This window comes from Pseudomonas sp. Sample_16 (assembly GCF_004307665.1).
GTDB lineage: Bacteria > Pseudomonadota > Gammaproteobacteria > Pseudomonadales > Pseudomonadaceae > Aquipseudomonas.
This window is the reverse complement of sequence record NZ_RCOB01000091.1, coordinates 1-26,105: the sequence shown is the minus strand read 5'-3', so window position 1 is coordinate 26,105 and position 26,105 is coordinate 1. Positions and strand designations below refer to the sequence as shown.

20 protein-coding genes and 1 pseudogene are annotated in these 26,105 nt (G+C 60.4%); 11 read left to right on the top strand and 10 right to left on the bottom strand.

What is annotated here, in order from left to right; genetic code table 11:
• Positions 1-366: 366 nt before the first annotated feature.
• The gene (gene nagE, locus D8U69_RS13330) at positions 367-2,082 is read right to left on the bottom strand and encodes an N-acetylglucosamine-specific PTS transporter subunit IIBC (RefSeq protein WP_130907472.1); all 1,716 of its coding nucleotides are present in this window, start codon (positions 2,080-2,082) and stop codon (positions 367-369) included.
• Positions 2,083-2,122: 40 nt separating this feature from the next.
• Complete coding sequence (gene ptsP / locus D8U69_RS13325; RefSeq protein ID WP_130907471.1) at positions 2,123-4,639, bottom strand: phosphoenolpyruvate--protein phosphotransferase; 2,517 nt, start codon at positions 4,637-4,639, stop codon at positions 2,123-2,125.
• 56 nt (positions 4,640-4,695) lie between these two features.
• Here ptsP and D8U69_RS29770 point away from each other — a divergent pair.
• Positions 4,696-4,791: pseudogene (locus D8U69_RS29770) on the top strand (outer membrane lipoprotein carrier protein LolA); the annotation flags it as partial.
• Here D8U69_RS29770 and D8U69_RS13320 read toward each other — a convergent pair.
• The 5 genes from D8U69_RS13320 to D8U69_RS13300 all read right to left on the bottom strand — a co-directional run bounded on the left by D8U69_RS13320 (position 4,783) and on the right by D8U69_RS13300 (position 9,113).
• Positions 4,783-5,805 (bottom strand): SIS domain-containing protein, encoded by a 1,023-nt coding sequence (locus tag D8U69_RS13320; protein ID WP_130905802.1) that lies wholly within the window; start codon positions 5,803-5,805, stop codon positions 4,783-4,785. The pseudogene D8U69_RS29770 and the gene D8U69_RS13320 overlap by 9 nt on opposite strands.
• Entirely contained in the window at positions 5,786-6,892 is a 1,107-nt protein-coding gene (nagA, locus tag D8U69_RS13315; RefSeq protein ID WP_130905801.1) for an N-acetylglucosamine-6-phosphate deacetylase, read from the bottom strand. Before nagA ends, D8U69_RS13320 begins: the two co-directional genes overlap by 20 nt.
• A 33-nt stretch (positions 6,893-6,925) precedes the next feature.
• Complete coding sequence (locus tag D8U69_RS13310) at positions 6,926-7,657, bottom strand: GntR family transcriptional regulator (protein ID WP_056855192.1); 732 nt, start codon at positions 7,655-7,657, stop codon at positions 6,926-6,928.
• Between the two features lie 292 nt (positions 7,658-7,949).
• Positions 7,950-8,453 carry a L,D-transpeptidase family protein gene (locus D8U69_RS13305; protein ID WP_130907470.1) on the bottom strand — a complete coding sequence of 168 codons (504 nt, stop codon included), beginning with the start codon at positions 8,451-8,453 and terminating at the stop codon, positions 7,950-7,952.
• 108 nt (positions 8,454-8,561) lie between these two features.
• Entirely contained in the window at positions 8,562-9,113 is a 552-nt protein-coding gene (locus tag D8U69_RS13300) for an NUDIX hydrolase (protein WP_056855195.1), read from the bottom strand.
• Positions 9,114-9,260: 147 nt separating this feature from the next.
• Here D8U69_RS13300 and D8U69_RS13295 point away from each other — a divergent pair, with 147 nt between their 5' ends.
• The 8 genes from D8U69_RS13295 to guaA all read left to right on the top strand — a co-directional run bounded on the left by D8U69_RS13295 (position 9,261) and on the right by guaA (position 16,639).
• Positions 9,261-9,860, top strand: a complete 600-nt coding sequence (locus D8U69_RS13295; protein ID WP_056855196.1) for a CoA pyrophosphatase — start codon at positions 9,261-9,263, stop codon at positions 9,858-9,860.
• Between the two features lie 55 nt (positions 9,861-9,915).
• A complete protein-coding gene (locus D8U69_RS13290; protein WP_047538150.1) occupies positions 9,916-10,440 on the top strand; it encodes a gamma carbonic anhydrase family protein in 525 nt (174 codons plus the stop codon).
• Positions 10,437-10,652 carry a DUF1289 domain-containing protein gene (locus D8U69_RS13285; protein WP_130905800.1) on the top strand — a complete coding sequence of 72 codons (216 nt, stop codon included), beginning with the start codon at positions 10,437-10,439 and terminating at the stop codon, positions 10,650-10,652. The genes D8U69_RS13290 and D8U69_RS13285 overlap by 4 nt, the downstream gene beginning before the upstream one ends.
• A gap of 106 nt (positions 10,653-10,758) precedes the next feature.
• Positions 10,759-11,226: a VUT family protein gene (locus tag D8U69_RS13280; protein WP_056855198.1), complete on the top strand. Its 468-nt coding sequence runs from the start codon at positions 10,759-10,761 to the stop codon at positions 11,224-11,226.
• 87 nt (positions 11,227-11,313) lie between these two features.
• Complete coding sequence (gene purT / locus D8U69_RS13275) at positions 11,314-12,495, top strand: formate-dependent phosphoribosylglycinamide formyltransferase (RefSeq protein WP_130907469.1); 1,182 nt, start codon at positions 11,314-11,316, stop codon at positions 12,493-12,495.
• A gap of 186 nt (positions 12,496-12,681) precedes the next feature.
• On the top strand, positions 12,682-13,230 hold the full coding sequence (locus D8U69_RS13265) for a hypothetical protein (protein ID WP_056855200.1): 549 nt from the start codon (positions 12,682-12,684) through the stop codon (positions 13,228-13,230).
• 262 nt (positions 13,231-13,492) lie between these two features.
• Positions 13,493-14,962, top strand: coding sequence for an IMP dehydrogenase (guaB, locus tag D8U69_RS13260; RefSeq protein WP_056855201.1), 1,470 nt, complete (start codon positions 13,493-13,495; stop codon positions 14,960-14,962).
• Between the two features lie 99 nt (positions 14,963-15,061).
• Positions 15,062-16,639 carry a glutamine-hydrolyzing GMP synthase gene (guaA, locus tag D8U69_RS13255; RefSeq protein WP_056855202.1) on the top strand — a complete coding sequence of 526 codons (1,578 nt, stop codon included), beginning with the start codon at positions 15,062-15,064 and terminating at the stop codon, positions 16,637-16,639.
• Positions 16,640-16,713: 74 nt separating this feature from the next.
• On the opposite strand, the gene D8U69_RS13250 is transcribed toward guaA, so the two are convergent.
• The gene (locus D8U69_RS13250) at positions 16,714-19,767 is read right to left on the bottom strand and encodes a membrane-targeted effector domain-containing toxin (RefSeq protein ID WP_130907468.1); all 3,054 of its coding nucleotides are present in this window, start codon (positions 19,765-19,767) and stop codon (positions 16,714-16,716) included.
• Positions 19,768-19,842: 75 nt separating this feature from the next.
• A complete protein-coding gene (locus tag D8U69_RS13245; RefSeq protein WP_130907467.1) occupies positions 19,843-23,307 on the bottom strand; it encodes a membrane-targeted effector domain-containing toxin in 3,465 nt (1,154 codons plus the stop codon).
• 255 nt (positions 23,308-23,562) lie between these two features.
• Between D8U69_RS13245 and D8U69_RS13240 the strand changes: the two genes are divergently transcribed.
• Together D8U69_RS13240 and tadA are read left to right on the top strand one after the other, a co-directional pair.
• Positions 23,563-24,939, top strand: coding sequence for a multicopper oxidase family protein (locus D8U69_RS13240; protein ID WP_056855262.1), 1,377 nt, complete (start codon positions 23,563-23,565; stop codon positions 24,937-24,939).
• Entirely contained in the window at positions 24,939-25,436 is a 498-nt protein-coding gene (gene tadA, locus D8U69_RS13235) for a tRNA adenosine(34) deaminase TadA (protein ID WP_056855205.1), read from the top strand. The genes D8U69_RS13240 and tadA overlap by 1 nt, the downstream gene beginning before the upstream one ends.
• 133 nt (positions 25,437-25,569) lie before the next feature.
• Here tadA and cmoB read toward each other — a convergent pair.
• Positions 25,570-26,105, bottom strand: a 536-nt coding sequence (cmoB, locus tag D8U69_RS13230; protein ID WP_130907466.1) for a tRNA 5-methoxyuridine(34)/uridine 5-oxyacetic acid(34) synthase CmoB, incomplete at its 5' end; no start/stop codon positions are given.

Here is a 26,105-nt window from a genome sequence, read left to right as displayed (position 1 = left end):
GCTGAAAGTGATTTCAGCGGGTTTTTTTATTGCTCAGGATGATCGTTCCCACGCTCTGCGTGGGAATACAGCCCGGGACGCTCCGCGTCCACGCCAGAGCCGAACGCGGAGCGTCCGTTGAGGCATTCCCACGCAGAGCGTGGGAACGATCAAAACTGGCTGAAAGTGATTTCAGCGGGTTTTTTTATTGCTCAGGATGATCGTTCCCACGCTCTGCGTGGGAATGCAGCCCGGGACGCTCCGCGTCCCTGCCAGAGCCGAACGCGGAGCGTCCGCTGAGGCGTTTCCACGCAGAGCGTGGGAACGATCAAGTCCCAGCATACAAGCTGGCTTGCCAGCGATGGCGGTCTGTCCGGCAGCCCACAGCTAAACCTTGGCACTCACCTCACTGCGATTGACCAACGCCTCGAGCGCATCACTCAGGCTCGGCGCCTTGTCGCCAATCAACAGATGCCAGATGCCGCCTTCCAGCGGGCTGATTCCCTGACAGCCCAACGCTTTCAAATCACACTCCGACAACGCCTTGCCATCCGCCAGTTGCAGACGAATGCGGGTCATGGCCACGCAATCGAGTTGCAATACATTGTCGCCACCGCCCAAAGCGTTCAGCCATTGCCGGGCTTCAGATGCCGCCACCGTAGCTGCGGGCGGTGCGTCGACTGCGACTGCCGGGGTTGAGATCAGCGCGCGACCCAGCGCCGGCATGGCCAGGCGGATTTCGTCGGCAATGCTGTCGGCCATCGGCCCGACCACCACCTGCAAACTGCCACCCTTGCCCGGACGCACCACGGCCATGGCACCCAGTGCTTTCAAATCGGCGTCCGAGGCCTTGTTGCGATCAACCATGTCCAAGCGCAGCCGAGTGGTGCAGGCGCCGACGGTGATCAGGTTTTCGGCGCCGCCCAAGGCCTTGATGTAAGCCGCGGCCCGCTCGTTGTCGGCCACTGCGACCTGCGCGGCGCTCGCGACACCTTCACGCCCCGGGGTTTTCAGGTCGAAGCGGCGGATGCAGACATCAAACACCAGGTAATAGATGACGGCATAGGCCAGGCCCACCGGGAACACCAGCCAGCCGTTGGTTGACTTGCCCCAGCCGAGGATCATGTCGATGAAACCACCGGAGAAGGTGAACCCCAAATGGATGTTCAGCGCGTTGGTGATCGCCATCGACAGGCCGGTCAACAAGGCGTGCAGCAGAAACAGCAACGGCGCGAGGAACATGAAGGCGAATTCGATCGGCTCGGTCACGCCGGTCAAAAATGCGGTCAACGCCATCGACAGGAAGATCCCGCCCATGACTTTGCGTCGCTCGGGCAGGGCATTGCGGTACATCGCCAGGCAGGCGGCGGGCAGGCCGAAGATCATCACCGGGAACATGCCGGTCATGAATTGGCCGCCCTTCGGGTCACCGGCAAAGTAGCGCGACAGATCGCCGGTCACCAGCGCTCCGGTGGTCGGGTCGGTGAAGTTGCCGAACACGAACCACGCCATGTTGTTGAGGATGTGGTGCAGCCCGGTAACGATCAGCAGGCGGTTGAACACGCCGAAAATGAACGCGCCGAAGCTGCCGCTTTCCATCATCAGGGTGCCGAAGCCGTTGATACCCTGCTGGATCGGCGGCCAGATGTAGCCGAACACCACGCCCAACCCGACGGCGGCGAAGCCGGTGACAATCGGCACGAAGCGCCGACCGCCAAAGAACGCCAGATACTCCGGGAGCTTGATGTCCTTGAAACGGTTGTACAGCGCGCCGGCCATCAAGCCACTGACAATCCCGGCGAGCATGCCCATGTTGATGCTCGCATCCAGCACCTTGAGCGTGGAGATCATCACCAGATAACCGATGACCCCGGCAAGGCCCGCCGTGCCGTTGTTGTCCTTGGCGAAACCGACGGCGATGCCGATGGCGAAGATCATCGCCAGGTTGGCGAAAATCACTTGGCCGGCGTCATGGATGATCGCGATGTTCAGCAGATCGGTGTCGCCCAGGCGCAGCAACAAACCGGCAATCGGCAGGATCGCGATCGGCAGCATCAGCGCGCGGCCGAGGCGTTGCAAGCCTTCGATGAAAAGTTGGTACATGGCGGTTCTCCCTGGATTCTTGTTTTTTGTTGTCGAGAGCTCAGCTCAACGGCCAATGCTGATGACAGGCGTGACGCACCGCGCCGGAGCTGCTCAGTTTCAGCAGGCCCTGACTGATGCGCCGACACTCATTGGCGTCGAGGTGACGCACGCGGTCCTTGATTTCGCCGACCTGCACCGGGCTCACCGACAGTTCGCTTACGCCCAGTCCAATCAGCACCGGTGTGGCCAGCGGATCGGACGCCAATGCTCCGCACACCCCGACCCAGCGCTTGTGCTGTGCAGCACCGGCGCAGGTCTGGGCAATCAATCGCAGCAACGCCGGGTGCAGCGCATCCACGCGTGAGGCGAGGCCGGCGTGGTCGCGGTCCATGGCCAGGGTGTATTGCGACAGGTCGTTGGTGCCAATGGACAGGAAGTCCGCGTGTTCGGCCAGTTGTTCGGCCAGCAGCGCGGCGGCCGGGACTTCGATCATCACGCCCAGCTGCGGGCGTTGCGTGAGGCCCAATTCGTTGCACAGGGCGTCGAGGCGCTGGCGGATGTGCAGTAGCTCGTCGACCTCGGTGACCATCGGCAACAGGATGCGGCAGCGCGACAACGGTGAGACGTGCAGCAGGGCGCGCAATTGCTGGTCGAGGATTTCCGGACGGGCCTGGGCCAGGCGAATGCCGCGCAGACCGAGCACCGGATTGGCCTCGGCGGGCAGTGGCAGGTAGTCGAGCTGTTTGTCGCCGCCAACGTCGATGGTGCGGATGATCACGGATTTGTCGCCCATGGCATCCAGTACTGCTTGATAGGCGTGATGCTGTTCGTGTTCGTCCGGTGCAGTGTGGCGATCGACGAACAGAAACTCGGTACGCAACAAGCCGACGCCGTCGGCGCCGTTGGCCAGGGCGTGCGCCGCTTCCTCACTGGAAGCGACATTGGCCGCGACTTCGATGTGCAGGCCATCGAGGGTTTGCGCCGGCGTGTGCGCCTGAGCCTGTTGCTCGGAGCGACGTTGTTGCCGGTCCAATTGAACCTGGCGCACCTGCGCCAAACGCTCGGCGCTCGGTGCCAGTTCGAGGCGACCGCCATCGGCGTCCAGCACGACTTCTTGACCCTGTTGCTGAACCAGCAACGACGCGCCCAGCGCGACCATGCACGGCAAGCCTTTGCCCCGCGCAAGAATCGCCACGTGGGAGGTTGCACCGCCTTCGGCCATGCACAATCCGGCTACGCCTTGCTGGCTCAGTTGCAGCAGATCGGAGGGCGTCAGTTCATGGGCGGCAACAATGGCGCCGGGCGGCAAGTCGTAATGCCAGGCTTCACCGAGCAGGGCGCGCAACACCCTTTGCTTGAGGTCGCGCAGGTCGTTGGCGCGTTCGGCCAGCAGAGCGCTGCCCAACTGCTGGAGCACCTCACATTGCGCGTCGATCGATTGGCTCCAGGCGTGGGTCGCGGCAATGCCGAGATCGATCGCATGATGGGCGGCATCGAGCAATGCCGGGTCCTCCAGCAAGGCGAGGTGCGCGGCAAAAATGGCTTCTTCGTCGGTGTGTTTGTGTTTTCTGGCGTGGGACAGGGTGTCGGCGATTTCGCTGTGCACTTGGGCCAACGCGGTGTCGAGGGTTTGTCGCTGTTGCGCTGGATCATTGTGCCCGGCATCCGCAGGCAGGCTGATCGCGCTCAAGCGAAACAACGGCCCGCCGACCAGCCCCGGCGCTGCGCATACACCGTGCAGGACACCCGCTTCAGGCTCGCGGTTGCGCTGCGATGTCGGCACTGGCGCGGCGGCGTGCTGCTCCTCGGCCAGCGCCGTGGACAAGGCAATCAACAAGGCTTGCAGTGCGGCTTCGGCGTCCGGTCCCTGACAACTGACTTGCACTTCGTCCTGCTCGCCGATCGCCAATCCCATCAGCCCGATCAGGCTGTCGCAGTTCGCCGATTTGCCAGCGAAGTGCAGCTGCGACTTGCTCTTGAAGCCTTGCGCGGTCTGACGAATCAGCGCGGCCGGTCGTGCGTGCAGACCACCACGGTGGGCGATATGGATGTGACCGCTCAATACTTCGCCGGCAAGTTCAGCTTCATTCAGTGCACCGGCGCCCTGGCGGCGAATGATGTGCAGCAACGGCTCACCGACCTTCACTGATTTGAGCGTGATGGGGCGCGCCTGAAAATCCTGGCTATTGGTGAGAATCAGCAAACTGACCAGGCTTTTGCACTGTTGCGCGACTTTGTCCTGATCGTAGCGCAGCAGTGGCTGGCCGTTGGCGACCCGCGCACCTTCCTGCACCAACATGGAAAAGCCCTGGCCTTGCAGCTCGACCGTATCCAGACCCAGATGCAGCAGCAGTTCGGCACCATTGTCGGCCCGCAGGGTCACGGCGTGCCCGGTGCGTGCGACGTGCACCACGACACCGGCACACGGCGCGTGGAGGGTATCGTTCAGCGGATCGATGGCAATCCCGTCGCCCATGGCGCCGCTGGCGAACACCGCATCCGGGACTTTGGCGAGCGTGAGCACCGGGCCGCTGAGCGGGGCGCTGAGGGTCAGCTCTTTATTGTTTTTGTGCATGGCTCGGTCTCATCAGGAAGTTCAAACGTTCCCCTGTAGGAGCGAGCCTGCTCGCGATGGTCGCCAACGATTACGCTGGGAACCTGACACTGCGCGGCGTTCTCAGGTCCATCGCGAGCAGGCTCGCTCCTACAAGGAATCTCTTAATGGGTGCGCGTGACTTTGCTCAAGTGCCGCGGCTGGTCCGGGTCCATGCCGCGAGCGACGGCCAGGCTGGCGGCCATCACGTAGAAACTCTGGATCGCCAGAATCGGATCAAGGGCCGGGTGCTCTGCGCGGGTCAGGGTCAGGTCGCGTTCGAGCACGTCATCCGGCGCGGCGAGCAATACGCGGGCACCGCGTTGGCGCATGTCCGTCGCCAGGCTCAGCAAACCGGCCTGCTCGGCGCCCCGTGGGGCAAACACCAGCAGCGGGTAGTTGTCGCCGATCAACGCCATCGGGCCGTGACGCACTTCGGCGCTGCTGAAGGCTTCGGCTTGAATGGCCGAGGTTTCCTTGAACTTGAGCGCGGCTTCCTGGGCAATGGCGAAACCGGCACCACGGCCGATCACCATCAAGCGCTGACAATCGCGCAGGGCCTCAATGGCCGGGCTCCAATCCTGTCGTGCGGCATCGCGCAAGCCTTCGGGCAAGGCCTGGCCGGCGTCGAGCAATTCGCTGTCCTCTTTCCAGTGGCCGATCAACCGCGCGCTGGCGCTGAGGGTGGCGATGAAACTCTTGGTGGCGGCGACGCTGCTTTCTGTACCGGCCAACAACGGCAGGCTGAATTCGCAGGCGGCTTCCAGCGGCGAGTCTGCGGCGTTGACCATCGATACACTCAACGCGCCGCGTTTGCGCAACAGGCGCAGGCTGTTGACCAGATCGGGACTTTGCCCCGATTGCGAGAAGGCGAACGCGACCTGGCCGCTGACCTTCAACGGCGCCTGCTGCATGGTCACCACCGACATCGGCAGCGACGCCACCGGAATGCCCAGCAGTTGCATGGTCAGGTAGGCGAAATAACTGGCCGCGTGATCGGAGCTGCCGCGAGCCACGGTCATGGCCACTTGCGGCGGCTGGCGGCGCAGGCGACCGGCGATCTCGATCATTTGCGGGTCGAGTTGCTGCAGTTGGGCTTGCACGGCCTCGAACGAGGACAGCGCCTCCTCAAGCATTTTTGAAGTCAATGTCTTCTCCTTCGACCATGACGGCGGTCAGTTTCAGTGAGCGATCCAGCCGCACGCAGTCGGCCCAGGCACCCGGTTGCAAGCGCCCGCGGTCGGTGATGCCGAGGTAGTCGGCGGGGAATTGCGACAGGCGTTGCGAAGCCTCGGCGATCGGCAAACCGATCTTCACCAGGTTGCGCAGGGCCTGATCCATGGTCAGCGTGCTGCCGGCCAGCGTGCCGTCGGGCAGGCGTACACCGCCCAGACATTTGGTCACGGTATGGCTGCCGAGCTTGTATTCGCCGTCAGGCATGCCCGCGGCGGCGGTCGAGTCGGTCACGCAATACAGGCACGGGATCGACCGCAGCGCGACGCGGATGGCGCCGGGGTGCACGTGCAGGAGATCGGGAATCAATTCGGCGTATTTGGCGTGGGCCAATGCCGCGCCGACGATCCCCGGTTCGCGGTGATGCAACGGGCTCATGGCGTTATAGAGATGGGTGAAACTGCTGGCGCCGGCTGCCAGTGCGGCGACGCCTTCCTCGTAACTGCCCAGTGTGTGGCCGATCTGCATGCGGATGCCACGGGCGCTGAGAGCACGGATCAGCGCATCGTGACCGGCGATTTCCGGGGCGATGGTGATCACCCGGATCGGCGCCAGCGCCAGATACGCTTCGACTTCGGCCATCAGCGCGGTGTGGGCGAAATTCGGTTGTGCTCCCAGTTTGCCGGGGTTGATGTACGGGCCTTCGAGGTGCACGCCGAGGACCCGGGCGCTGCCTTCTGGCCGCTGCTCACAGAACTCGCCGACGGCTTTGAGCACGCGCAAGATTTCCTCGCTCGGCGCGGTCATGGTGGTGGCCAGCAACGATGTGGTGCCGAAACGCACATGGGTTTTGGTAATGGTTTCGAAGGCCGGCGCGCCCTCCATGATGTCTTTGCCACCACCGCCGTGTACGTGCAGGTCGATGAAACCCGGCAGCAGGTAAGCCAGGTCATTGTCTGCCGGATCGCAGGGTTCGCCTTCGATGGAGACGACCTTGCCGTGTTCGTGAACCAGCCGGCCGCGAACCCAGCCTTGGTTGGTGAGGATGTTGTCTTCGGACATGTCGGAATCTCGTTGTTTGGCGGCAGCGGTGGGTCAGCGACGCAGCTCTGCGACAAAGTCGTAGTAGTCGTTACGGCAATAGGTGTCGGTGACTTCGATGGGCGTGTTGTCTTCGAGGTAGCCGACCCGGGTCATCAGCAACATGGCGGTGCCAGGAGCAATGCCCACCAGTGCGGCGAATTCGTCCGAGGCGTTGATCGCCTGAATGTGCTGCAACGCGCGCACGATCGGTTTGCCGATGCCGTCGAGGTATTCGTAGAGGGAGGCACCCACTGCCTGCGGCTTGGGAATGATCGAGGCGGGCAGGGTGCTCATCTCGATGGCCATGACCGTGTCGTCGGCTTTGCGCAGGCGCTTGAGGCGCGCGACTTTGTCGTTGGGTGACAGGCCGAGGCGGATCAGTTCTTCGTGGGTGGGCAGGGTGATTTCCCGTTCCAGCCATTGCGAGCCGGGTACGAAGCCCTTGAGCCGGAGCATTTCGCTGAAGCCCGACAGGCGTGACAACGGTTGTTCCAGGCGTGGTGTGATGAACGTGCCGGAACCCTGGTTGCGGCGGATCAGGCCTTGTTCGAGCAGCACTTCCAAGGCTTTGCGTGCGGTGACACGGGAAATGCCGAGCATTTCGCTGAGGTTGCGTTCCGACGGCATCGCCTGTTCGGCTTTCCACTGGCCGGCATGGATCGCCGTTTCCAGATTTCGCGCCAGTTGCAGGTACAGCGGCGTCGGTTGAGTGTCGTCGGGGCGCAGGGCCTGGAGGTCGTTCATGTTTGGCTGTCCGAAACGTATGTAGGAATTGTCGCTCGGGTGTGCCGGAAAACTAATACCACTTGCATACCATGTCAACGCACTGGCCAGGCTTTGGACGCAGCTAAGCGGGCCTGGACGGCCGAGCAGACCAGGCGTTGGTATCAAGTGGTATTAGGGGTGGGAAATGAAGAAGCAAAGATCGCAGCCTTCGGTCGTTCCTGCAGGAGCAAATGGTATTCACCCTGCAGGAGTTGCCGAAGGCCGCGATCTTTTGAATTTATTTTTCGGGGGCGACCGATGGTCGTCGGAATTACGGGCGGATTTCGATCATCGTGCCGTCCGGCACCAGGTTCCAGACTTCGCGCATGTCCATGTTGCGCATGGCGATGCAGCCGTCAGTCCAGTCCAGGGTGTGGAACAGTTGTTCAGGGTTGTCTTCGGTGTCCGGAGTGCCATGGATCATGATCATGCCACCGGGATCGACACCTTCGCGTCGCGAACGGGCCGAGTCGCTGATGTTCGGGTAGGAAATGTGCATCGCCAGGTTGAATTTTTCACTGGTCTTGCGCCAGTCGAGCCAATAGAAACCCTCTGGCGTGCGTTTGTCGCCTTCCATCAGTTTCGGTCCCTTGGGACGTTTGCCCAGGGAAATGCGATAGGTCTTGATCGGCTTGCCGTCATTGATCAATTGCAATTGATGAGCGGACTTGAGAACCAGAACTTTCTCGATGACCTTGCCGTTCAGGGTTTCCACGGCAGAAGCCTGGGACACCGAGATAACCGACAAACAGAACAGGGCAAGCAACCAGCGCATTGAAACGATTCCCCAGAGAGGTGTCGCGACTATTTATTTATAGATGTTTTTGTAGGGAGCTGCCGCAGGGCACGATTTGCAGCGGCTACGAATGATACCAAAGTGGCATCAACTAATGGCAGGCTGAACAAGCGGCGGGATCGATTCGGACCGTACGGGGTAGACCTCGGTCCGCCGATCAGCGAAGAAGCATTCTAAGGTACGGCCCACCGTGCGAAAAGCCAGCTCGTCCCATGGAATGTCCGCTTCGTCGAATAGTTGCACTTCCAGGCTCTCGGGACCGGCGGCAAAGTCCAGGTCCGCCAGTTCGGCGCGGAAAAACACATGCACCTGGCTGATGTGCGGCACATCGATGAGGGTGTAGATGCTCAGGTTGCGCACCCGGGCGCAGGCTTCCTCGGCGGTTTCGCGGATGGCGGCCTGTTCGATGGTTTCACCGTTTTCCATGAAGCCGGCGGGCAGCGTCCAGTAACCGCGACGCGGCTCTATCGCGCGGCGGCAGAGCAGGACCTGGGTGCCCCAGGTCGCGACGCAGCCGGCGACGATGTTGGGGTTCTGGTAGTGAATGGCCTGACAACTGTCGCAGACAAACCGCAGGCGCGAATCGCCTTCGGGAATGCGTTGGGTCACCGGGTTGCCGCACTGACTGCAAAATTTCATGCTTGGGTTCCTGAATGCTGCGCCTATCTTGGCGTGCGGCGGTGTCTGTCGGCAAGTTGTCGTTTCGCGACACGCCACTGTCCGGGGGGTTGGGCGACCGCAGCGATTGGTGCATGATGCAGCGTAAGGCACAGATCGAGAACACTCATGCTGGACGAGCTACTGCATCGGGTAAGTAATCACACACCGCGTACGCTGGAGACTGACCTGCGTTTCCCCGAGGCCGCCGTACTGGTGCCTATCACCCGCAGTGACGAACCGGAACTGGTACTGACCCTGCGCGCCAGCGGCCTCTCGACCCATGGCGGCGAAGTCGCCTTTCCCGGCGGTCGTCGCGATCCTGAAGACCCCGACCTGATTTTCACCGCCCTGCGTGAAGCCGAGGAAGAAATTGGCCTGCCACCGGGACTGGTCGAAGTGATCGGCCCGCTGAGCCCGTTGATCTCCCTGCACGGCATCAAGGTCACGCCTTATGTCGGCGTGATCCCGGATTTCGTCGAGTACCGGGCCAACGATGCGGAAATCGCCGCGGTGTTCAGCGTGCCACTGGAATTTTTCCGCAAGGACCCGCGCGAACACACCCATCGCATCGATTACCAGGGGCGCAGTTGGTACGTGCCGAGTTACCGCTACGGCGAGTACAAGATCTGGGGGCTGACGGCGATCATGGTCGTCGAGTTGATCAATCTGCTCTATGACGCGAAAATCAGCCTGCACCAGCCACCCAAAAGCTTCATCAATACCTGAAGCCATCGTTCGAATGGCCGGAAACGCGGCTGCCTGAGCTGTGAGGAAACCACAAATGAAATACCGCCTGGGCGACGCCCGCGTCGAAACCCATCCACAGAGCTGGGTCGCACCCAATGCCGTGCTGGTGGGCAAGGTCAAACTGGAAGAGGGCGCCAATGTCTGGTTCAACGCCGTGCTGCGCGGCGACAACGAATTGATCCTGATCGGCAAGAACAGCAACGTCCAGGACGGCACCGTGATGCACACCGACATGGGCTATCCACTGACGATCGGCACCGGCGTGACCATTGGCCACAATGCGATGTTGCATGGCTGCACCGTGGGCGATTACAGCCTGATCGGGATCAACGCGGTGATTCTCAATGGCGCGAAGATCGGCAAGAACTGCATCATCGGCGCCAATTCGCTGATCGGTGAAGGCAAGGAAATTCCCGACGGTTCGCTGGTCATGGGCTCGCCTGGCAAAGTCGTGCGCGAGCTGACCGAACCGCAGAAGAAAATGCTCGAAGCCAGTGCTGCACATTACGTTCACAACGCTCAGCGCTACGCCCGCGACCTTGTCGAGCAGGAAGAATGACGGTTAGCGAACGCCCGGTGGCATCGCCCTGCGTGAGCATCTGTGCGCTGGACGACGATGACATCTGCACCGGTTGCCAGCGCACCGTCGAAGAAATCACCCGTTGGAGCCGCATGGACAACGACGAACGCCGCAAGGTGCTGGGGTTGTGTCATGAGCGGGCCAAGGCCAGTGGATTGGTGTGGATGTTGCCGACTAAATCCGATAGCTGAATGGTGTGGGCTTTCGTGGCGAGGGAGCAAGCTCCCTCGCCACAGGTTATTTGTGTACCGAAGATGAAGTACCCTGTGCACAAAATTGACAGGTACTACTGCTCCCATGCTCTTCCTGATCGCCTACATCAGCAGCGTCGTGCTGATCAACTACGCCTTTTCCACTGCGCCACACCTGGACATCATCTGGTCGGCCTGGGGCGGGCTGGTGTTTGTGTTGCGCGACATGGTGCAAACCCGCTTCGGCCACGGCGCGATTGCAGCGATGCTGGCCGCGCTGGTGCTGTCTTATGTCACGTCCGATCCATCCATCGCCTTGGCCAGCGCTACGGCGTTCGCGGTGTCCGAATGCATCGACTGGCTGGTGTTCAGCATCACCCGGCGCCCGTTGCATGATCGCCTGTGGATAAGTTCGGCCCTGAGCATTCCCCTCGATACCTTTATCTTTTTCGGCATGATCGACGCGCTGACGCCAGGGGTGATCATCACCGCGCTGGGCTCGAAGTTCGCCGGCGTCACGGCCGTGTGGCTGATCATGGCCTGGCGTCTGCGCAAACAGGCTGTCGTCAGCTGAAGTTCATGTAAAATGCCGCGCTTTCTCCCCATGGGAAGCGCGCCAGCCGTCGCATCCCTCGATGATCCGCTCCTTGAGGACCTTCAGATGACCCGTATCGGAACTCCATTGTCGCCCACCGCGACCCGCGTATTGATGTGTGGCTGTGGCGAATTGGGCAAGGAAGTGGTGATCGAGCTGCAACGCCTGGGTGTTGAAGTGATTGCCGTCGACCGTTACGCCAACGCGCCGGCCATGCAGGTGGCGCACCGCAGCCATGTGATCAATATGCTCGATGGCGCGGCCCTGCGTGCCGTGATCGAAGCCGAGAAGCCGCACTTCATCGTGCCGGAAATCGAAGCCATCGCCACCGCGACCCTGGTCGAGCTGGAATCTGAAGGTTTCACCGTGATCCCGACCGCGCGCGCCGCGCAGTTGACCATGAACCGTGAAGGCATCCGTCGCCTGGCCGCCGAAGAGCTGGACCTGCCGACCTCGCCGTACCACTTCGCCGACACCTTCGAGGATTACCGCAAGGCGGTCGAAGACCTCGGTTTCCCGTGTGTGGTCAAGCCGGTCATGAGCTCGTCGGGCAAAGGCCAGAGCCTGTTGCGCAGCGCCGATGACGTGCAGAAAGCCTGGGATTACGCCCAGGAAGGCGGGCGTGCCGGTAAAGGTCGGGTCATCATCGAAGGCTTTATCGATTTCGATTACGAAATCACGCTGCTGACCGTTCGCCACGTCGGCGGCACCACCTTCTGCGCGCCGGTCGGCCACCGTCAGGAGAAGGGCGATTACCAGGAATCCTGGCAGCCTCAAGCCATGAGCCCGATTGCCCTGGCTGAATCCGAGCGCGTTGCCAAAGCGGTGACTGAAGCCTTGGGTGGCCGTGGTCTGTTTGGCGTCGAGTTGTTCATCAAGGGCGATCAAGTGTGGTTCAGCGAAGTCTCGCCGCGCCCGCACGACACCGGTCTGGTGACGCTGATCTCCCAGGACCTGTCGCAATTTGCCTTGCACGCTCGGGCGATTCTGGGTCTGCCGATCCCGTTGATCCGTCAGTTCGGCCCATCGGCCTCGGCGGTGATTCTGGTGGAAGGGCAGTCGACCCAGACTGCTTTCGCCAACCTGGGCGCAGCGTTGAGCGAACCGGATACCGCGTTGCGTCTGTTCGGCAAGCCTGAAGTCAATGGCCAGCGCCGCATGGGCGTGGCACTGGCGCGCGACGAGTCGATCGAAACCGCTCGCGCCAAAGCAACCCGTGCTTCGCAGGCGGTGGTCGTAGAGCTGTAAAAACCGCACTCACGGGCCTATACCTTCTATGGGCTCGCCGCAATTTACTGTAGGAGTGAGCCTGCTCGCGATAGCGATTTCATAGTCGACATTGATGTTGGCAGGCACTCCGCTATCGCGAGCAGGCTCGCTCCTACAGGGGTTGTTGATCGTTTCCCCTTCATCAAAGCTCCAGGCCTGTACCCCATGAATTCGCAAAGCATCATCGTCCCGAAAATCTCCACGCTGCCGGTGCACGAGCCCCGGGCGCGGGCGATTGTGCGTTGGCTGGTGCGCAAGAACATCATCCACGAAGAACTGACCACCTGCGGTCGTACCGGCAATCGCATGGCCCATGCCATCGGCGACGGTGCGCGCGCGGTGGTGCTGCATCCGGAAGCCTTGCCGTACGGTGAGCCGGTCAACGGCCTGGAAATCGTCACCAAGCGCTGCATCTATACACCGGCCAAGGGTTTCCTTGAGGAAGCGGGCTGCGCCGAATGCCGCAAGGAAATTGGCGAAGCACTGTTCGAAAGCCTCGAAGACTGGATGCCAGGGCGCACCGACAACTTCACCTGCCCCGAATGCGGGCATGAAGACGATATCAACGGCTTTCTGTTTTTGCAGGAATGCGCTTTCTCCAACCTGGGTTTCATCTTCAATAACTGGGCTGAAGCCGGGTTCAAGCAGAGCTTTCTCGACGAATTCGCCGATTGGCTCGATCAGCCTGTCAGTTGGGTGAAAGTCGAACTGTAGGTGCGGTTGATCCAACGTGCACCCTTCTGTAGGAGCAAGGCTTGCCCGCGATGGCGCCCTTAAGATCGCCATCGCGGGCAAGCCTTGCTCCTACGGACAATCGTTCGGCCGAACATCGCAAGCGGCCCCGGTTCTCGGAGAATTTCGGTTCTGCAAGCCCCGTCGATCACTGCATCGATAATAGACAGAGTTTTACATTGAACCCGAAGGGGTGTCTGACTATAATGGCGCGCTTCCATTTTCCCGCTCGGGAGCCCCCGCGATGCTGCGTATCAGCCAAGAAGCTCTGACATTCGACGACATTCTCCTAGTGCCCGGTTATTCCGAGGTGCTTCCTAACGAAGTCAGTCTCAAGACCCGCCTTACCCGTGGCATCGAACTCAATATTCCATTGGTTTCTGCCGCCATGGACACCGTCACTGAAGCCCGTCTGGCGATTGCCATGGCTCAGGAAGGTGGTATCGGCATCATCCACAAGAACATGACCATCGAGCAGCAAGCTGCCGAAGTGCGCAAGGTCAAGCGTTACGAAGCCGGTGTGGTCAAGGACCCGATCACCATCGACGCCGACGCCACCGTGCGCGAGCTGTTCGAACTGACCCGCATGCACAACATCTCCGGCGTTCCGGTGCTGCACAATGGCGACCTGGTCGGCATTGTCACCTCCCGTGACGTGCGTTTCGAGAACCGTCTGGAAGCCACTGTCCGTGAAGTGATGACGCCTAAAGAGCGTCTGGTCACGGTCAAGGAAGGCGCCGACAAGAACGATGTGCGTGAACTGCTGCACAAGCACCGCATCGAGCGCGTGCTGATCGTCGACGACAAATTCACCCTCAAGGGCATGATGACCGTCAACGACATCGAAAAAGCCAAGGCCTACCCGCTGGCCAGCAAGGACGATCAAGGTCGTCTGCGCGTTGGCGCTGCGGTCGGCACCGGTAAAGACACCGGTGACCGCGTAGCTGCCCTGGTCAATGCCGGCGTTGACGTCGTCGTGGTCGACACGGCTCACGGTCACTCCAAAGGCGTGATCGACCGCGTTCGCTGGGTCAAACAGAACTTCCCTGAAGTGCAGGTCATCGGCGGCAACATCGCCACCGGCGCTGCCGCCAAGGCCCTGGCCGAAGCCGGCGCTGACGCAGTCAAGGTCGGTATCGGTCCTGGCTCGATCTGCACCACCCGTATCGTCGCCGGTGTCGGCGTTCCGCAAATCAGTGCCATCGCCAACGTCGCCGCTGCCCTCGAAGGCACGGGCGTGCCGTTGATCGCCGACGGCGGCATCCGTTTCTCCGGTGACCTGTCCAAGGCCATCGTGGCCGGTGCTTCCTGCGTGATGATGGGCTCGATGTTCGCCGGTACCGAAGAAGCGCCGGGCGAGATCGAACTGTTCCAGGGGCGTTCGTACAAGGCTTATCGCGGCATGGGTTCGCTGGGCGCCATGTCCCAGGCTCAAGGTTCCTCCGACCGTTACTTCCAGGACTCTTCGGCAGGCGCCGAGAAACTGGTGCCGGAAGGTATCGAAGGGCGTGTGCCTTACAAAGGCACCCTGAGCGCGATCATCCACCAACTGATGGGCGGCCTGCGTTCCTCGATGGGTTATACCGGCAGTGCCGACATCGAAGAAATGCGCACCAAGCCTGAGTTCGTGCGGATCACCGGCGCTGGCATGGCCGAGTCCCACGTTCACGACGTGCAGATCACCAAAGAAGCGCCAAACTACCGCGTAGGTTGAGCCTTCAAGCAACAAGTTAAGCAACCGGGGCTGTTTTATTCAGCCCCGAGTTGTTTCTGAATCACGACTGTTTCTGAATGACTTAGACGAGACTGAATCATGGCCCTCGATATTCACGCTCACCGTATCCTGATCCTCGACTTCGGTTCCCAGTACACCCAACTGATCGCCCGTCGCGTGCGTGAAATCGGTGTGTACTGCGAACTGCATCCGTTCGACATGGACGAGGATGCGATCCGCGAATTCGCACCTAAAGGCGTCATCCTCGCTGGCGGCCCCGAGTCGGTCCACGAAGCCAACAGCCCTCGCTGCCCGCAAGCCGTGTTCGACCTGGGCGTGCCGGTCTTCGGTATCTGCTACGGCATGCAGACCATGGCCGAGCAACTGGGCGGCAAGGTTGAAGGTTCCGAGCTGCGTGAGTTCGGTTATGCCCGTGTCGACGTGGTCGGCAAGAGCCGCCTGCTCGACGGCATCGAAGACCACATCGACGCCGATGGCCTGTTCGGCCTCGACGTGTGGATGAGCCACGGTGACAAGGTCACCAGAATGCCGGAAGACTTCCACATCCTGGCCAGCACCCCGAGCTGCCCGATCGCCGGCATGTTCAGCGATGAGCGTCGTTACTACGGCGTGCAGTTCCACCCGGAAGTGACCCACACCAAGCAGGGCGGCCGCATCCTGTCGCGCTTCATCCTCGACATCTGCGAGTGTGAAGCCCTGTGGACCCCGTCGAAAATCGCTGAAGACGCCATCGCCCAGGTTCGCGCCCAGGTGGGCACCGACAACGTATTGCTCGGTCTGTCCGGCGGTGTCGACTCCTCCGTGGTTGCCGCGCTGCTGCACAAAGCCATCGGCGACCAGCTGACCTGCGTGTTCGTCGACAACGGCCTGCTGCGTTTGCACGAAGGCGAGCAAGTGATGGCCATGTTCGCCGAGAACATGGGCGTCAAGGTGATCCGCGCCAATGCCGAGGAGCAGTTCCTCAACAACCTGGCCGGCGAAGCTGACCCGGAGAAGAAGCGCAAGATCATCGGCCGTACCTTCATCGACGTGTTCGATGCCGAATCCTGCAAGCTGGACAACATCAAGTACCTGGCGCAAGGCACCATCTACCCGGACGTGATCGAGTCGGCTGGCGCGAAAAGCGGCAAGGCGCACGTGATCAAGTCGCACCACAACGTGGGCGGCCTGCCGGAAGAGATGAACCTGAAACTGGTCGAGCCACTGCGCGAACTGTTCAAGGACGAAGTCCGTCGCCTGGGCCTCGAGCTGGGCCTGCCGTACGACATGGTCTACCGTCACCCATTCCCGGGCCCGGGCCTGGGCGTGCGGATCCTCGGTGAAGTGAAGAAGGAATACGCCGACCTGCTGCGTCGCGCCGACCACATCTTCATCGAAGAACTGCGCAAGGCCGACTGGTACCACAAGGTCAGCCAGGCATTCGTGGTGTTCCAGCCGGTGAAATCGGTTGGCGTGGTCGGCGATGGCCGTCGTTACGCCTGGGTCGTGGCCCTGCGTGCCGTGGAAACCATCGACTTCATGACCGCGCGTTGGGCACACCTGCCTTACGAACTGCTGGAAACCGTATCCGGCCGCATCATCAATGAAATCGAAGGCATCTCCCGCGTTACTTACGACGTGTCGAGCAAGCCGCCAGCGACCATTGAGTGGGAATGATCCCGCGCCGTTCTTGACGGTTTGATCGCCAGTAAAAGGCCGTGTGAACCCTGTTCGCACGGCCTTTTTGCGTTTCAGACACCGGGGAGTCGAACGGGGGCCAAGCCCATCCTATGCAGCGCTGAACTCAATCCCTCGGTAGTTGCAAAACGTCGTCCGCTGATCTCCCAGGAATCCCGTTCAATGTAATAGCCGCTTGCATCATGTTTGATGGGCGTGCGAACGAGTTTCCCCCAGGTCACGATGCCGTTGTTGGTGACGGTTCTGCTGCGATGAACCAGTATGGGTTCACCGGTACTGGTGCTGAGGGTGTACATGCCAGGCCTGGGCAGGCCATCCTCCAGTCTTTGTGCAAGCACCACGCTTGGCGGCGTCGGGATTTGCAGCAACAAGTCATTTTTGGCGAACCCGGGCGGCTGTCCCGGTCGTGGCACGTCGGACACCCCCGGGTCGACCTTGATGCCGCCGAGCTCGTCCGCGCCGACACTTTCAATACGCAGGCCGATGCTGCCCTCAAGTTCGCTGACACCCGCTACCCCGCCATAGGTATTGGCGTGGCTGTTCCCGACCAACGCCACCCAGCGATGAGCGCCTCTGGCCGCCTGGTCGGCGCTGATGACCTGTTGGGCGAAAAAATTCATCATTTTTTGCCGGAAGTGGATATCGGCCCCCTGAATGCCGGCGCTGCGGTAACTGGCCAGGCAGTCGATGGCTTGCACGCGGATACGGTTTTGTTGCGCTGCCCTGACCACCTGTTCAAACGTGAATTGTTTGCTCGGGTCGGTCGAGAAACCAGCATCAAGATCCTTGAGATAACGTTCCAGATCCTCGGACATTACCCCGGTGCGGTTGAACGCATCGAGATCCGCTTGATGGAAATCGGTGAGCAGATGCTCCATGTACAGGGTTTTGACTTTTTGTTTTCGCAGCACGCTCATGTTTTCGATCAGAAACTGTTTGCTGCCCACGCTGGAGTGACCTTCACCGATGACCAGGCTTTGTGAGCGTTTGAAAATGACTTTGATGATGTCCTTGAACCTGGCATTCGCAACGAACGACGGGATCGCCGGCCTGGGTGGCAACTGGGGTTGCGGCAGGGAATAAAACGACACGGCGTCGTCGTATAGCCTTCGGCGCAGTCTTTTGAAGGCTTCCAGCTCATCGGCCGGCTTGTTGGGATTGATAAAGCCGTCCTTCAAATCTCCCTTTGCCTCCAAACCATTGGCTGCCTTTTTGAGGGCTGGCTTGATGTCCTGTGGCACATCGTATGCCGTCGCGGGGGCATCAAAGTCCGGAAGGGCCGGCTCGGCCCTGGCGAACAGATCGGAGAACCAGCCGCCACCCGCCAGACCGGGACGCGTAATCGGCATCCAAGCACCCGTTTCATCCAGGTACACCGGAATGTTGCGGTAAAAGGAGTGGGGATTGACCGGGTCAATGATTGTCCAGCAATTCAGTTCGTTGCTGTAGCGGACCTGATAGAAACTGTCATCGATGGCAATGTAATTCCCTCCTGTTTCAGGCTGATAGATACCTTGGAACTTGCCTTCTTCGCTGACGGGAGAATAGCCGTCGAGAATCTCGTTGGTTTCAAAAGGAGCCAACAGGCCGGTATCTCCCGGGGTGGGTTGGATGGATTCGATAGGCAGTTGCACCGGGGGGCTCGGCGACTTCACATCTTCCCCGGGCAAGATTGCTGCTTCTGTTTCCGCTTCGGCTTCCGCTGCTTGGGCGAACTCGCTTGCCCCTATCAGGAACGGCAGGTTGAACAGGATGTCCACGCTGCCAAGGATGGCGCCTTTCACTGCAGCCTTGCGTTCGGCCTGGGTCGTGGCGTTAATGGCTTGATCGATGTGCAGGCCGACATTGGCAATGCCCGCGCCTATGACCACCAGCGCCGCTGGCCATGCCGCTGCGGCCATCGGCCCAAAAACGCGATTGAAAGCGTTGAGATAGCCGATCCACAGCTTTTTGCGCAGCTCTGCATTGGAGTGCAGCAGGTAATCGGCGTCGCTCAACATGCGCTCATGGGTGGACTGGCTCAAATGGGTGAAAGCATCGCCGTTGATTATCTCGCCACGGTAGTGAAGCAAGTGGTGGTCGTTGGCGGTGTTTTCATCCGGTAGCACGTCGTACTCATGGGTGAGGCCGACGTTTTCATATTCGGTGTTCTCCAGGAAGTGGATGATCAGGCCAACGCCGGTGAAATTGGCGAGCTTGTGCCCCAACGACGTGGGCTTTTCCTGCTCGATGTCGCGCTCTTGCTGTTTGAAATGCATGAGCATGCGTTCACGGCCTTCGGCGTCCTTGACCTCATTGACCAGCCATTCGTGCAACGCCTCGACGTTATGGAAGGCGTGAAAACCCTGGGCTTCGCCTGGAACGTAGAGAATGTTCAGGTCACTGCCGTCAGTGATGCTGAACATGTCCGTCGACACGAACTCGTCTATGCAGAACTTGCGAATCGTCAGACCATTGCCGGCGGGTGATTCGTCCAGCAGCATCTGCCGGGTCAGCGGTCTGCCCAGATTGCCGGCGCAGGCGCTGAGCACCAGGGTGAAGTGCTCACCAGACAGATGTCCGTGTTCGTAGTCTTCAATGGCCTTGGCGATGAACGTGCATTTGGCCAGCGCGCGGAAGTTGGCGCTGTGTTTTTCCCAGAACGCCGCGACGGCGGTTTTGTAGCGATCAGCGAAATTGATGTCCCAGAAGGCTTTCAGCACGTCGCTGGCATGCAGGCGCACTTCGTTGTTTTCATCGTAACTCTCGGCATCGTCACCCACCCGGTAAAAGCCGCCGTAGAGATCCAGCAGGTCGGCATTGTCCTGGTCATGGACGCTGAAGCGTTGCATGACCAATTGCGGGAAGGTCATGGATTCCTTGGGTTTTTCCAGGATGTGCTGCCAGCCGGTAAAGGCCCTGGAGCTGCTTTGGGCACCATGGAACCGGTGCCACCAGACCGTGTCCGGTGTGAGGTCGGTGATGTGATAGTGAATGAGGATGTCCTGGGCGATCTGATACGCCATGGCGTACAGGTCGGGGCAGTCGTCGACCAGTTCGGGGATCAGGGCTTGAAGCGCCAACCCGTCGGCAGAGTTGAGCAGCGTGATTTCTTGAGTATCGTCCATGATATTTTCATCGAAGAGGTGGTAAGGCCGCTCACTGTCTCAAGGAGCGGCGTTTTTCATTGTGCAGGCTGCTGGCTAGCGCTCGGCCTGCTCATGAGGGCTGTGGGCGAGCGTTTCCCAGTTTCCTTCTGAATCCAGGCGAACCGGGATCGAGTCCGAGAGCGTCGTCGGGTGTTCCGGGTCGATGATGGCCCAGTTTCCTGCGCCGCTGAGGTCCGTTTCGTAGCGTACGTAGTAAGGTTTGTCGTCCAGCATGATCGCTGTCGAAGGGACGGAGTCGAGCTGGTAAATACCCTGGTACTTTCCGGGTGTGCTTTCGGGCGTCATGCTCTCGAGCAGCTCATTGGCCTGCCAGTTGTCCGGAATGACCGTTCGTTTTGGCGCTCCAGCCACATTCGTGAAGGCTTCACTCAGCGTTGCCGCGCTCTGTGCCTCGCCTTTGAGTACCGTCTGAGTGGCGCCCGCTTGAGACAGTTCCCCGGGGCTCTCGGGGTCAGGCCAACCCATGAGCTTCATGCCTTTGGACGCCAGCCGTTGATTGAGTGTGTCGAGGCTATCGAAAGGCTGGAAATCGAAGTCCGGCCAGACAGGGGACGCCAAGGTGAATTGTCCATCAGCCATTCTCTGGAGGGTGGTTTCGGCAATTTGTGCATTGGCATCGCGATAGATAAGTTTGATGGTGCTGTTTGAGCGCTGGAACGTGTACATGCCCGATTTTGCCAGCAGTGTTTTCAGTGCTCTTGGGGGGCGATAGGCCCAAGGGGTTTCGACGGGCACACGCCATTGCGCAACCACCAGATCTTGCTCGGCTCCGGGGTCGTTCAGCCCCTCTTCGACGTTGTAGACCGGGGAATCCGGATAGTCGCTGTACTCCAGTGCCAGGCCGGGATCGGATGTTATGGCCTGCGCCGATCCCGGGACTAAATCATCTACGCGCACACTCACGGCGTCCGTCTGCTCACTGATACCTGCATAGTTTCTGAATGACGTCAGGTTTTCCCGATCGACCAATGCGATCCAACGACCGGGGCCACGCGTCGACTCATTCAGTTGAATCACTTCGCTGGCGAAAAAACTCCTCGCCATTTGTTGTTGTGGCTCCAGGTTCACATGTCCGTTGATGTTGTAAGTAATCGCACAGTCGATGGCTTGAACCCTGACCTTTTGCGCATTGGCGGCTTTGACCAGGGACAGGACATTGAATTTGCCCCCGGGGTCGTTGCCTGCCTTCAGATCAAGTGTCGTCAAGTAGGTTTCGAGATCTTGCGGCATCTGGCCTGTTCGCGCGAAGGTGTCCAGATCGATTTGATTGGCGTTGGTCAGAAGCTCTTGCAGGTAAATGGTCTTCAACCCACGCCTGGCGAGCTCCGGCATGTTTTCGATAAGAATTTGTTTGCTGCCGATACTGCCTCGTGTCTCGCCCAATACCAGGCCCGGTTTTTGTGCGAACGCCGTTTCAAACAGTTCCGTTTGGCTACCGATCACCGTGGGGGAGGACGCCCTTGCGCGGTAGGAGGCCGGGTTAGCCTGGTAATAGTGTTCGGCATCTGCAATCAAGCGCGCTCGTGAGGTGGCCTGGCGCTGTGCGAATCGACTGACACGGACCTGCTCGCCAGCGGCATTGCGCACGGTCACATATTCATCGGGACCGCCGAGCGCCCATTCCCGCATGCCGGGTGTCTCCAGTTTTTTTACATAGGTTCCTGGCGTTTGTGCCCATGCCTGGGCATCGGGTTGGCTGCTGACACCTTCAGTCCCGTCGGGCGGTGTCTCCATTCCGCCTCTAAGACCTGTTCGAGGCGCGAGTTCCCATTGACCTTCGGCGTTCAGTCGCACGGGTATCGAAGAGGTGAACCCGTCGGGGTTCGCCGGATCAATGATCGCCCACGTACCCCCACCGTTGACATCAGCTTCGTAACGTACGAAGTACTCACTGTTATTGAGGCGGATTGCAGTCGACGGATTCGAGGACAGGCGATAGGTTCCCAGGAACTTGCCGGGGGTCCGCACCAGGTTTTGCTCATCGAGCAGTATCGGGATTTTGTAGCTTTGCGGTGGCGACTCTACAGCGGCTGTCCCTGTCAGATCGTTGTTCTGTGCTGTCCGGCGAGGATCAATCAACTCTTCTGCCTGAGCATCGAACAGTTCGGTATCAGCGCCTGGATGCGCTTGCGGCGTGTCGGGCACTTGCACCGCTTCGCCCACCTCGGCGTCCACTTCGGCGCTGGCTTCCAGCAACGGTCCTGTACCTTTGAGAAACGGAAGGTTGAACAGGGTGTCGATGCCACTGAGGACCGCGCCGATGATGCCGGCTTTACGGTCCTGGCGGGTCTTGCCGTTCACCGCCTGATCGATGTTCAGTCCCATGTTGGCCAGACTGGCACCAATGACTGGCAGCGCCACGGGCCAACCGACGACGGCCATCGGCCCGAAAACCCTCACGCCGGCACTCAGGTAGCCGATCCACAATTTCTTGCGCAGATCGCTGTTGGAGGTAAGCGACAGGCTGGCCTCGGCGAACATGGCTGCCTGGGTTGAGTCGGTCAACCAGCGGAAGGCATCACCACGGATGATCTGATTTTTTGCATTGATCAGATGATGATCCTGCTTGCCCCAGGTGCTGACCAGGCGGTTCATGATGTCCGGGATGTTGTCGGAAATCAGTTGCCGATCCGCCAGGCTGAAGTGGCTCAGGAACGTCTGTCGGGTCGGGCTTCTGTTCATTTGCAGCAGCACCCAGAAATGCATATCCATGGGTGTTTCCAGCACCTGGAATGACTTTGTGTCACCGGGGAGGTAAAGAATCTGTCTGCCTTCGGGACCAACGATGCGCAGAATGTTGTTGGCGACGTAGCCCGCCATGTCCAGTGTGCGAATGGTTGAGCCGCCGGTGATCGAGTAATCGCTTTTCAGCATTTGCAGGCTGGCGGGGGAGGTGACCGGGCCGCAGGTGGCGTGGATAACCTGCCGCAGGTTTTCATCGCTCAGCTGTCCGCCTTCATTGGCCTCCAGCGCTTTGACGAGAAAGGTGCATTTGGCGAGGGCCTGGAAATCGACCGACGAAGTGTTCCAGAACGCTTTGAGTCTGGCGGTGTAAAGCGAGCTGAAATCGAGGTTCCAGAAATACTTCAAGACGTCATTGCCATGCAGGCGAACTTCGTTGGTTTCATCGAAGTCTTCGGCTTCCGGGCCAGCGGTGTAAAAGCCGCCATAGAGGTCCAGCAAGTCAGCGTTGTCCTGATCGGTGGCGCGGAACCGGTGGATCACGAGTTGCGTCAGGGTGGTGGATTCGTGGGGTTTTTCCCGAATGTGTTGCCAACCGGTAAACGATCTGGAACTGCTTTGCGCCGCTTTGAATCGGTGGAAATAAATGAGGTCCGGGTCGAGGCCGGCAATGCCTTGTTGCTTGAGCAGCTCGCTGGCGACTTCGCTTGCCATGTCTTGCAGGCCCGGGCAGGACAGGATCACCTTGTTGGCAATGGCCTTGAGCGTTGCTTTGTCTGCTGCGTTGGACAACGGACGGGATTCGGTTGAGTTCATCAGCTCTCGTTCCTTGAGAAAAAGTGAGCCGAAGATGCCCCTTACGCTAGAGCAATGTGCACTACATAGTTACGCCCGTTTGCGATTCGATTTCCGGTAGGCGCCAGTCTTTACCTCGTTCCGTTTCCGCCTGAATGTCCGATACCGCGCTGCGTCTATCCGCCGCGCCGCCCTTACTGTTTCTCATCCGCAGGTGTATCGTATTCGCCTTTTGCGGGCTTGGGCCTGCCGCGTTCAAGTGAGGTAGTTGAGTTCATGTCCTTTACCCGTCGCCAAATCCTCGGTGGGCTGGCCGGTCTTGTTGTCGTTGGCGTGGGGGCCGGTGGCGCGTCGCGCTATTGGTTGGGCAAGATGGCCGATGCGGATGCGGGCCACGACTATGAGTTGATCGCTGCACCGCTGGACGTCGAACTGGTGCCCGGCCACCAGACCCAGGCCTGGGCTTTCGGCCCGTCGGCGCCGGGCACCGAGTTGCGCGTACGTCAGGGCGAATGGCTGCGGGTGCGTTTCATCAATCACCTGCCGGTGGCGACCACCATTCACTGGCACGGTATCCGCCTGCCGCTGGAGATGGATGGCGTGCCCTACGTTTCCCAGCTTCCAGTGTTGCCGGGCGAATATTTCGACTACAAATTTCGTGTCCCGGATGCCGGCAGCTACTGGTATCACCCGCACGTGAACAGCAGCGAAGAACTGGGGCGCGGGCTGGTCGGCCCGCTGATCGTCGAAGAGCGCGAACCGACCGGTTTCAAATACGAGAAGACCTTGAGCCTCAAGAGCTGGCATGTCGACGAGGTTGGCAATTTCGTCGAGTTCAGCATCCCCCGGGAAGCGGCCCGGGGTGGCACGGCAGGACGCTTGTCGACCATCAATGGGGTTTCGCAAGCCGTGATCGAATTGCCCGCCGGGCAGATCACCCGCGTGCGTTTGCTGAACCTCGACAACACCCTGACCTATCGCCTGAACATTCCCGGCGTCGAAGCGCAGATCTACGCGCTGGACGGCAACCCGATCGAGCCACGGCCGCTGGGCAAGGAATACTGGCTCGGCCCCGGCATGCGCATTTGCCTGGCGATCAAGGCACCGCCGGCCGGTGAAGAATTGTCGCTGCGCAACGGCCCGGTGCGCCTCGGGACACTCCGTTCGGTCGCCAACAGCGATGCGCCGACCGAGTGGCCAGCGGCGCTGCCCGCCAACCCGGTGGCCGAGCCGGACCTGGCCAATGCCGAGAAACTCAACTTCAATTTCGAATGGGTCGGTTCGGTGTCGGTGAACGTCGACAACGGCAAGCCGCCCAGCCTGTGGCAAATTAACGGCAAGGCCTGGGACATCACCGACAAGACCTGCGCCGACCGGCCGATTGCCAAACTCCAGAAGGGCAAAAGCTACATTTTCGAATTGAAGAACATGACCCAGTATCAGCATCCGATTCACCTGCACGGCATGAGTTTCAAGGTCATCGCCTCGAACCGGCACAAGGTGATTCCGTACTTCACCGATACTTACCTGCTGGGCAAGAACGAGCGCGCGCAAGTGGCGCTGGTGGCGGATAACCCCGGGGTGTGGATGTTCCATTGCCATGTGATCGACCACATGGAAACCGGCCTGATGGCCGCTATCGAGGTGGCATGATGCGGCAGATTCGACCCGCGGCGATCATCGACCGCAGCCGTGATCGCGACTTCATGCGTGAAGCGCTGGCGCTGGCCGCCCAAGGCGCGGCCCTCGGTGAAGTACCGGTGGGCGCCGTGTTGGTGCAGGATGGTGAGATCATCGGTCGCGGCTTCAATTGCCCGATCAGCGGCAACGACCCGAGCGCCCACGCCGAGATGGTCGCGATCCGCGCTGCCGCCCAGGCCGTCAGCAACTATCGCCTGCCGGGCAGCACGCTCTACGTCACGCTGGAGCCGTGCAGCATGTGCGCGGGCCTGATCGTGCATTCGCGCATTGCGCGGGTGGTGTACGGCGCGCTGGAGCCCAAAGCGGGGATTGTGCAGAGCCAGGGGCAATTTTTTACCCAGGGCTTTTTGAATCACCGGGTGTTGTACGAAGGTGGGGTGTTGGCGGAAGAATGCGGGGCGGTGCTCAGCGAATTCTTCAAGGCCCGCCGGGCAAAACCAACAATCTGAAAACCGCATCAATTCCTGTGGGAGCTGGCTTGCCAGCGATGACGTCGTCACATCAAACATTGATGTCGACTGAAACACCGCTATCGCTGGCAAGCCAGCTCCCACAGGTTTTTGCAGGGGCTGGAAGGAAAGGTTACTTCTTCGCGACGATCACTGCCCGCATCGGCGCCGGCAGCCCTTCAATCGTCTTGCTGTGATCCTCCGGATCAAGGAAATCGCTCAACGATTGATATTTCATCCACTCCGTCCCGCGCTGCTCTTCAACGGTGGTGGTGCTCACGTCCACGCATTTCACATCGCTGAACCCGGCACGGCGCAGCCACAGCTCCAGCGCCGGCACCGAAGGCAGGAACCACACGTTGCGCATTTGGGCGTAACGGTCTTCCGGCACCAGCACCTGGTGTTTGTCACCTTCGACTACCAGCGTCTCCAGCACCAGTTCACCGCCCTTGACCAGGCAGTCCTTCAGTGCCAGCAAATGCTCGATCGGCGAGCGGCGGTGGTAGAACACACCCATGGAGAACACCGTGTCGAAGCCTTCGAGGTTTGGCGGCAGGTCTTCGAACGGGAAGGGCAGGTGCCAGGCATTCGGTTCGGACAAGTAGCGTTGCACTGCCTGGAACTGGCAGAAGAACAGCCAGTTCGGGTCGACACCGATCACGCTGTCCG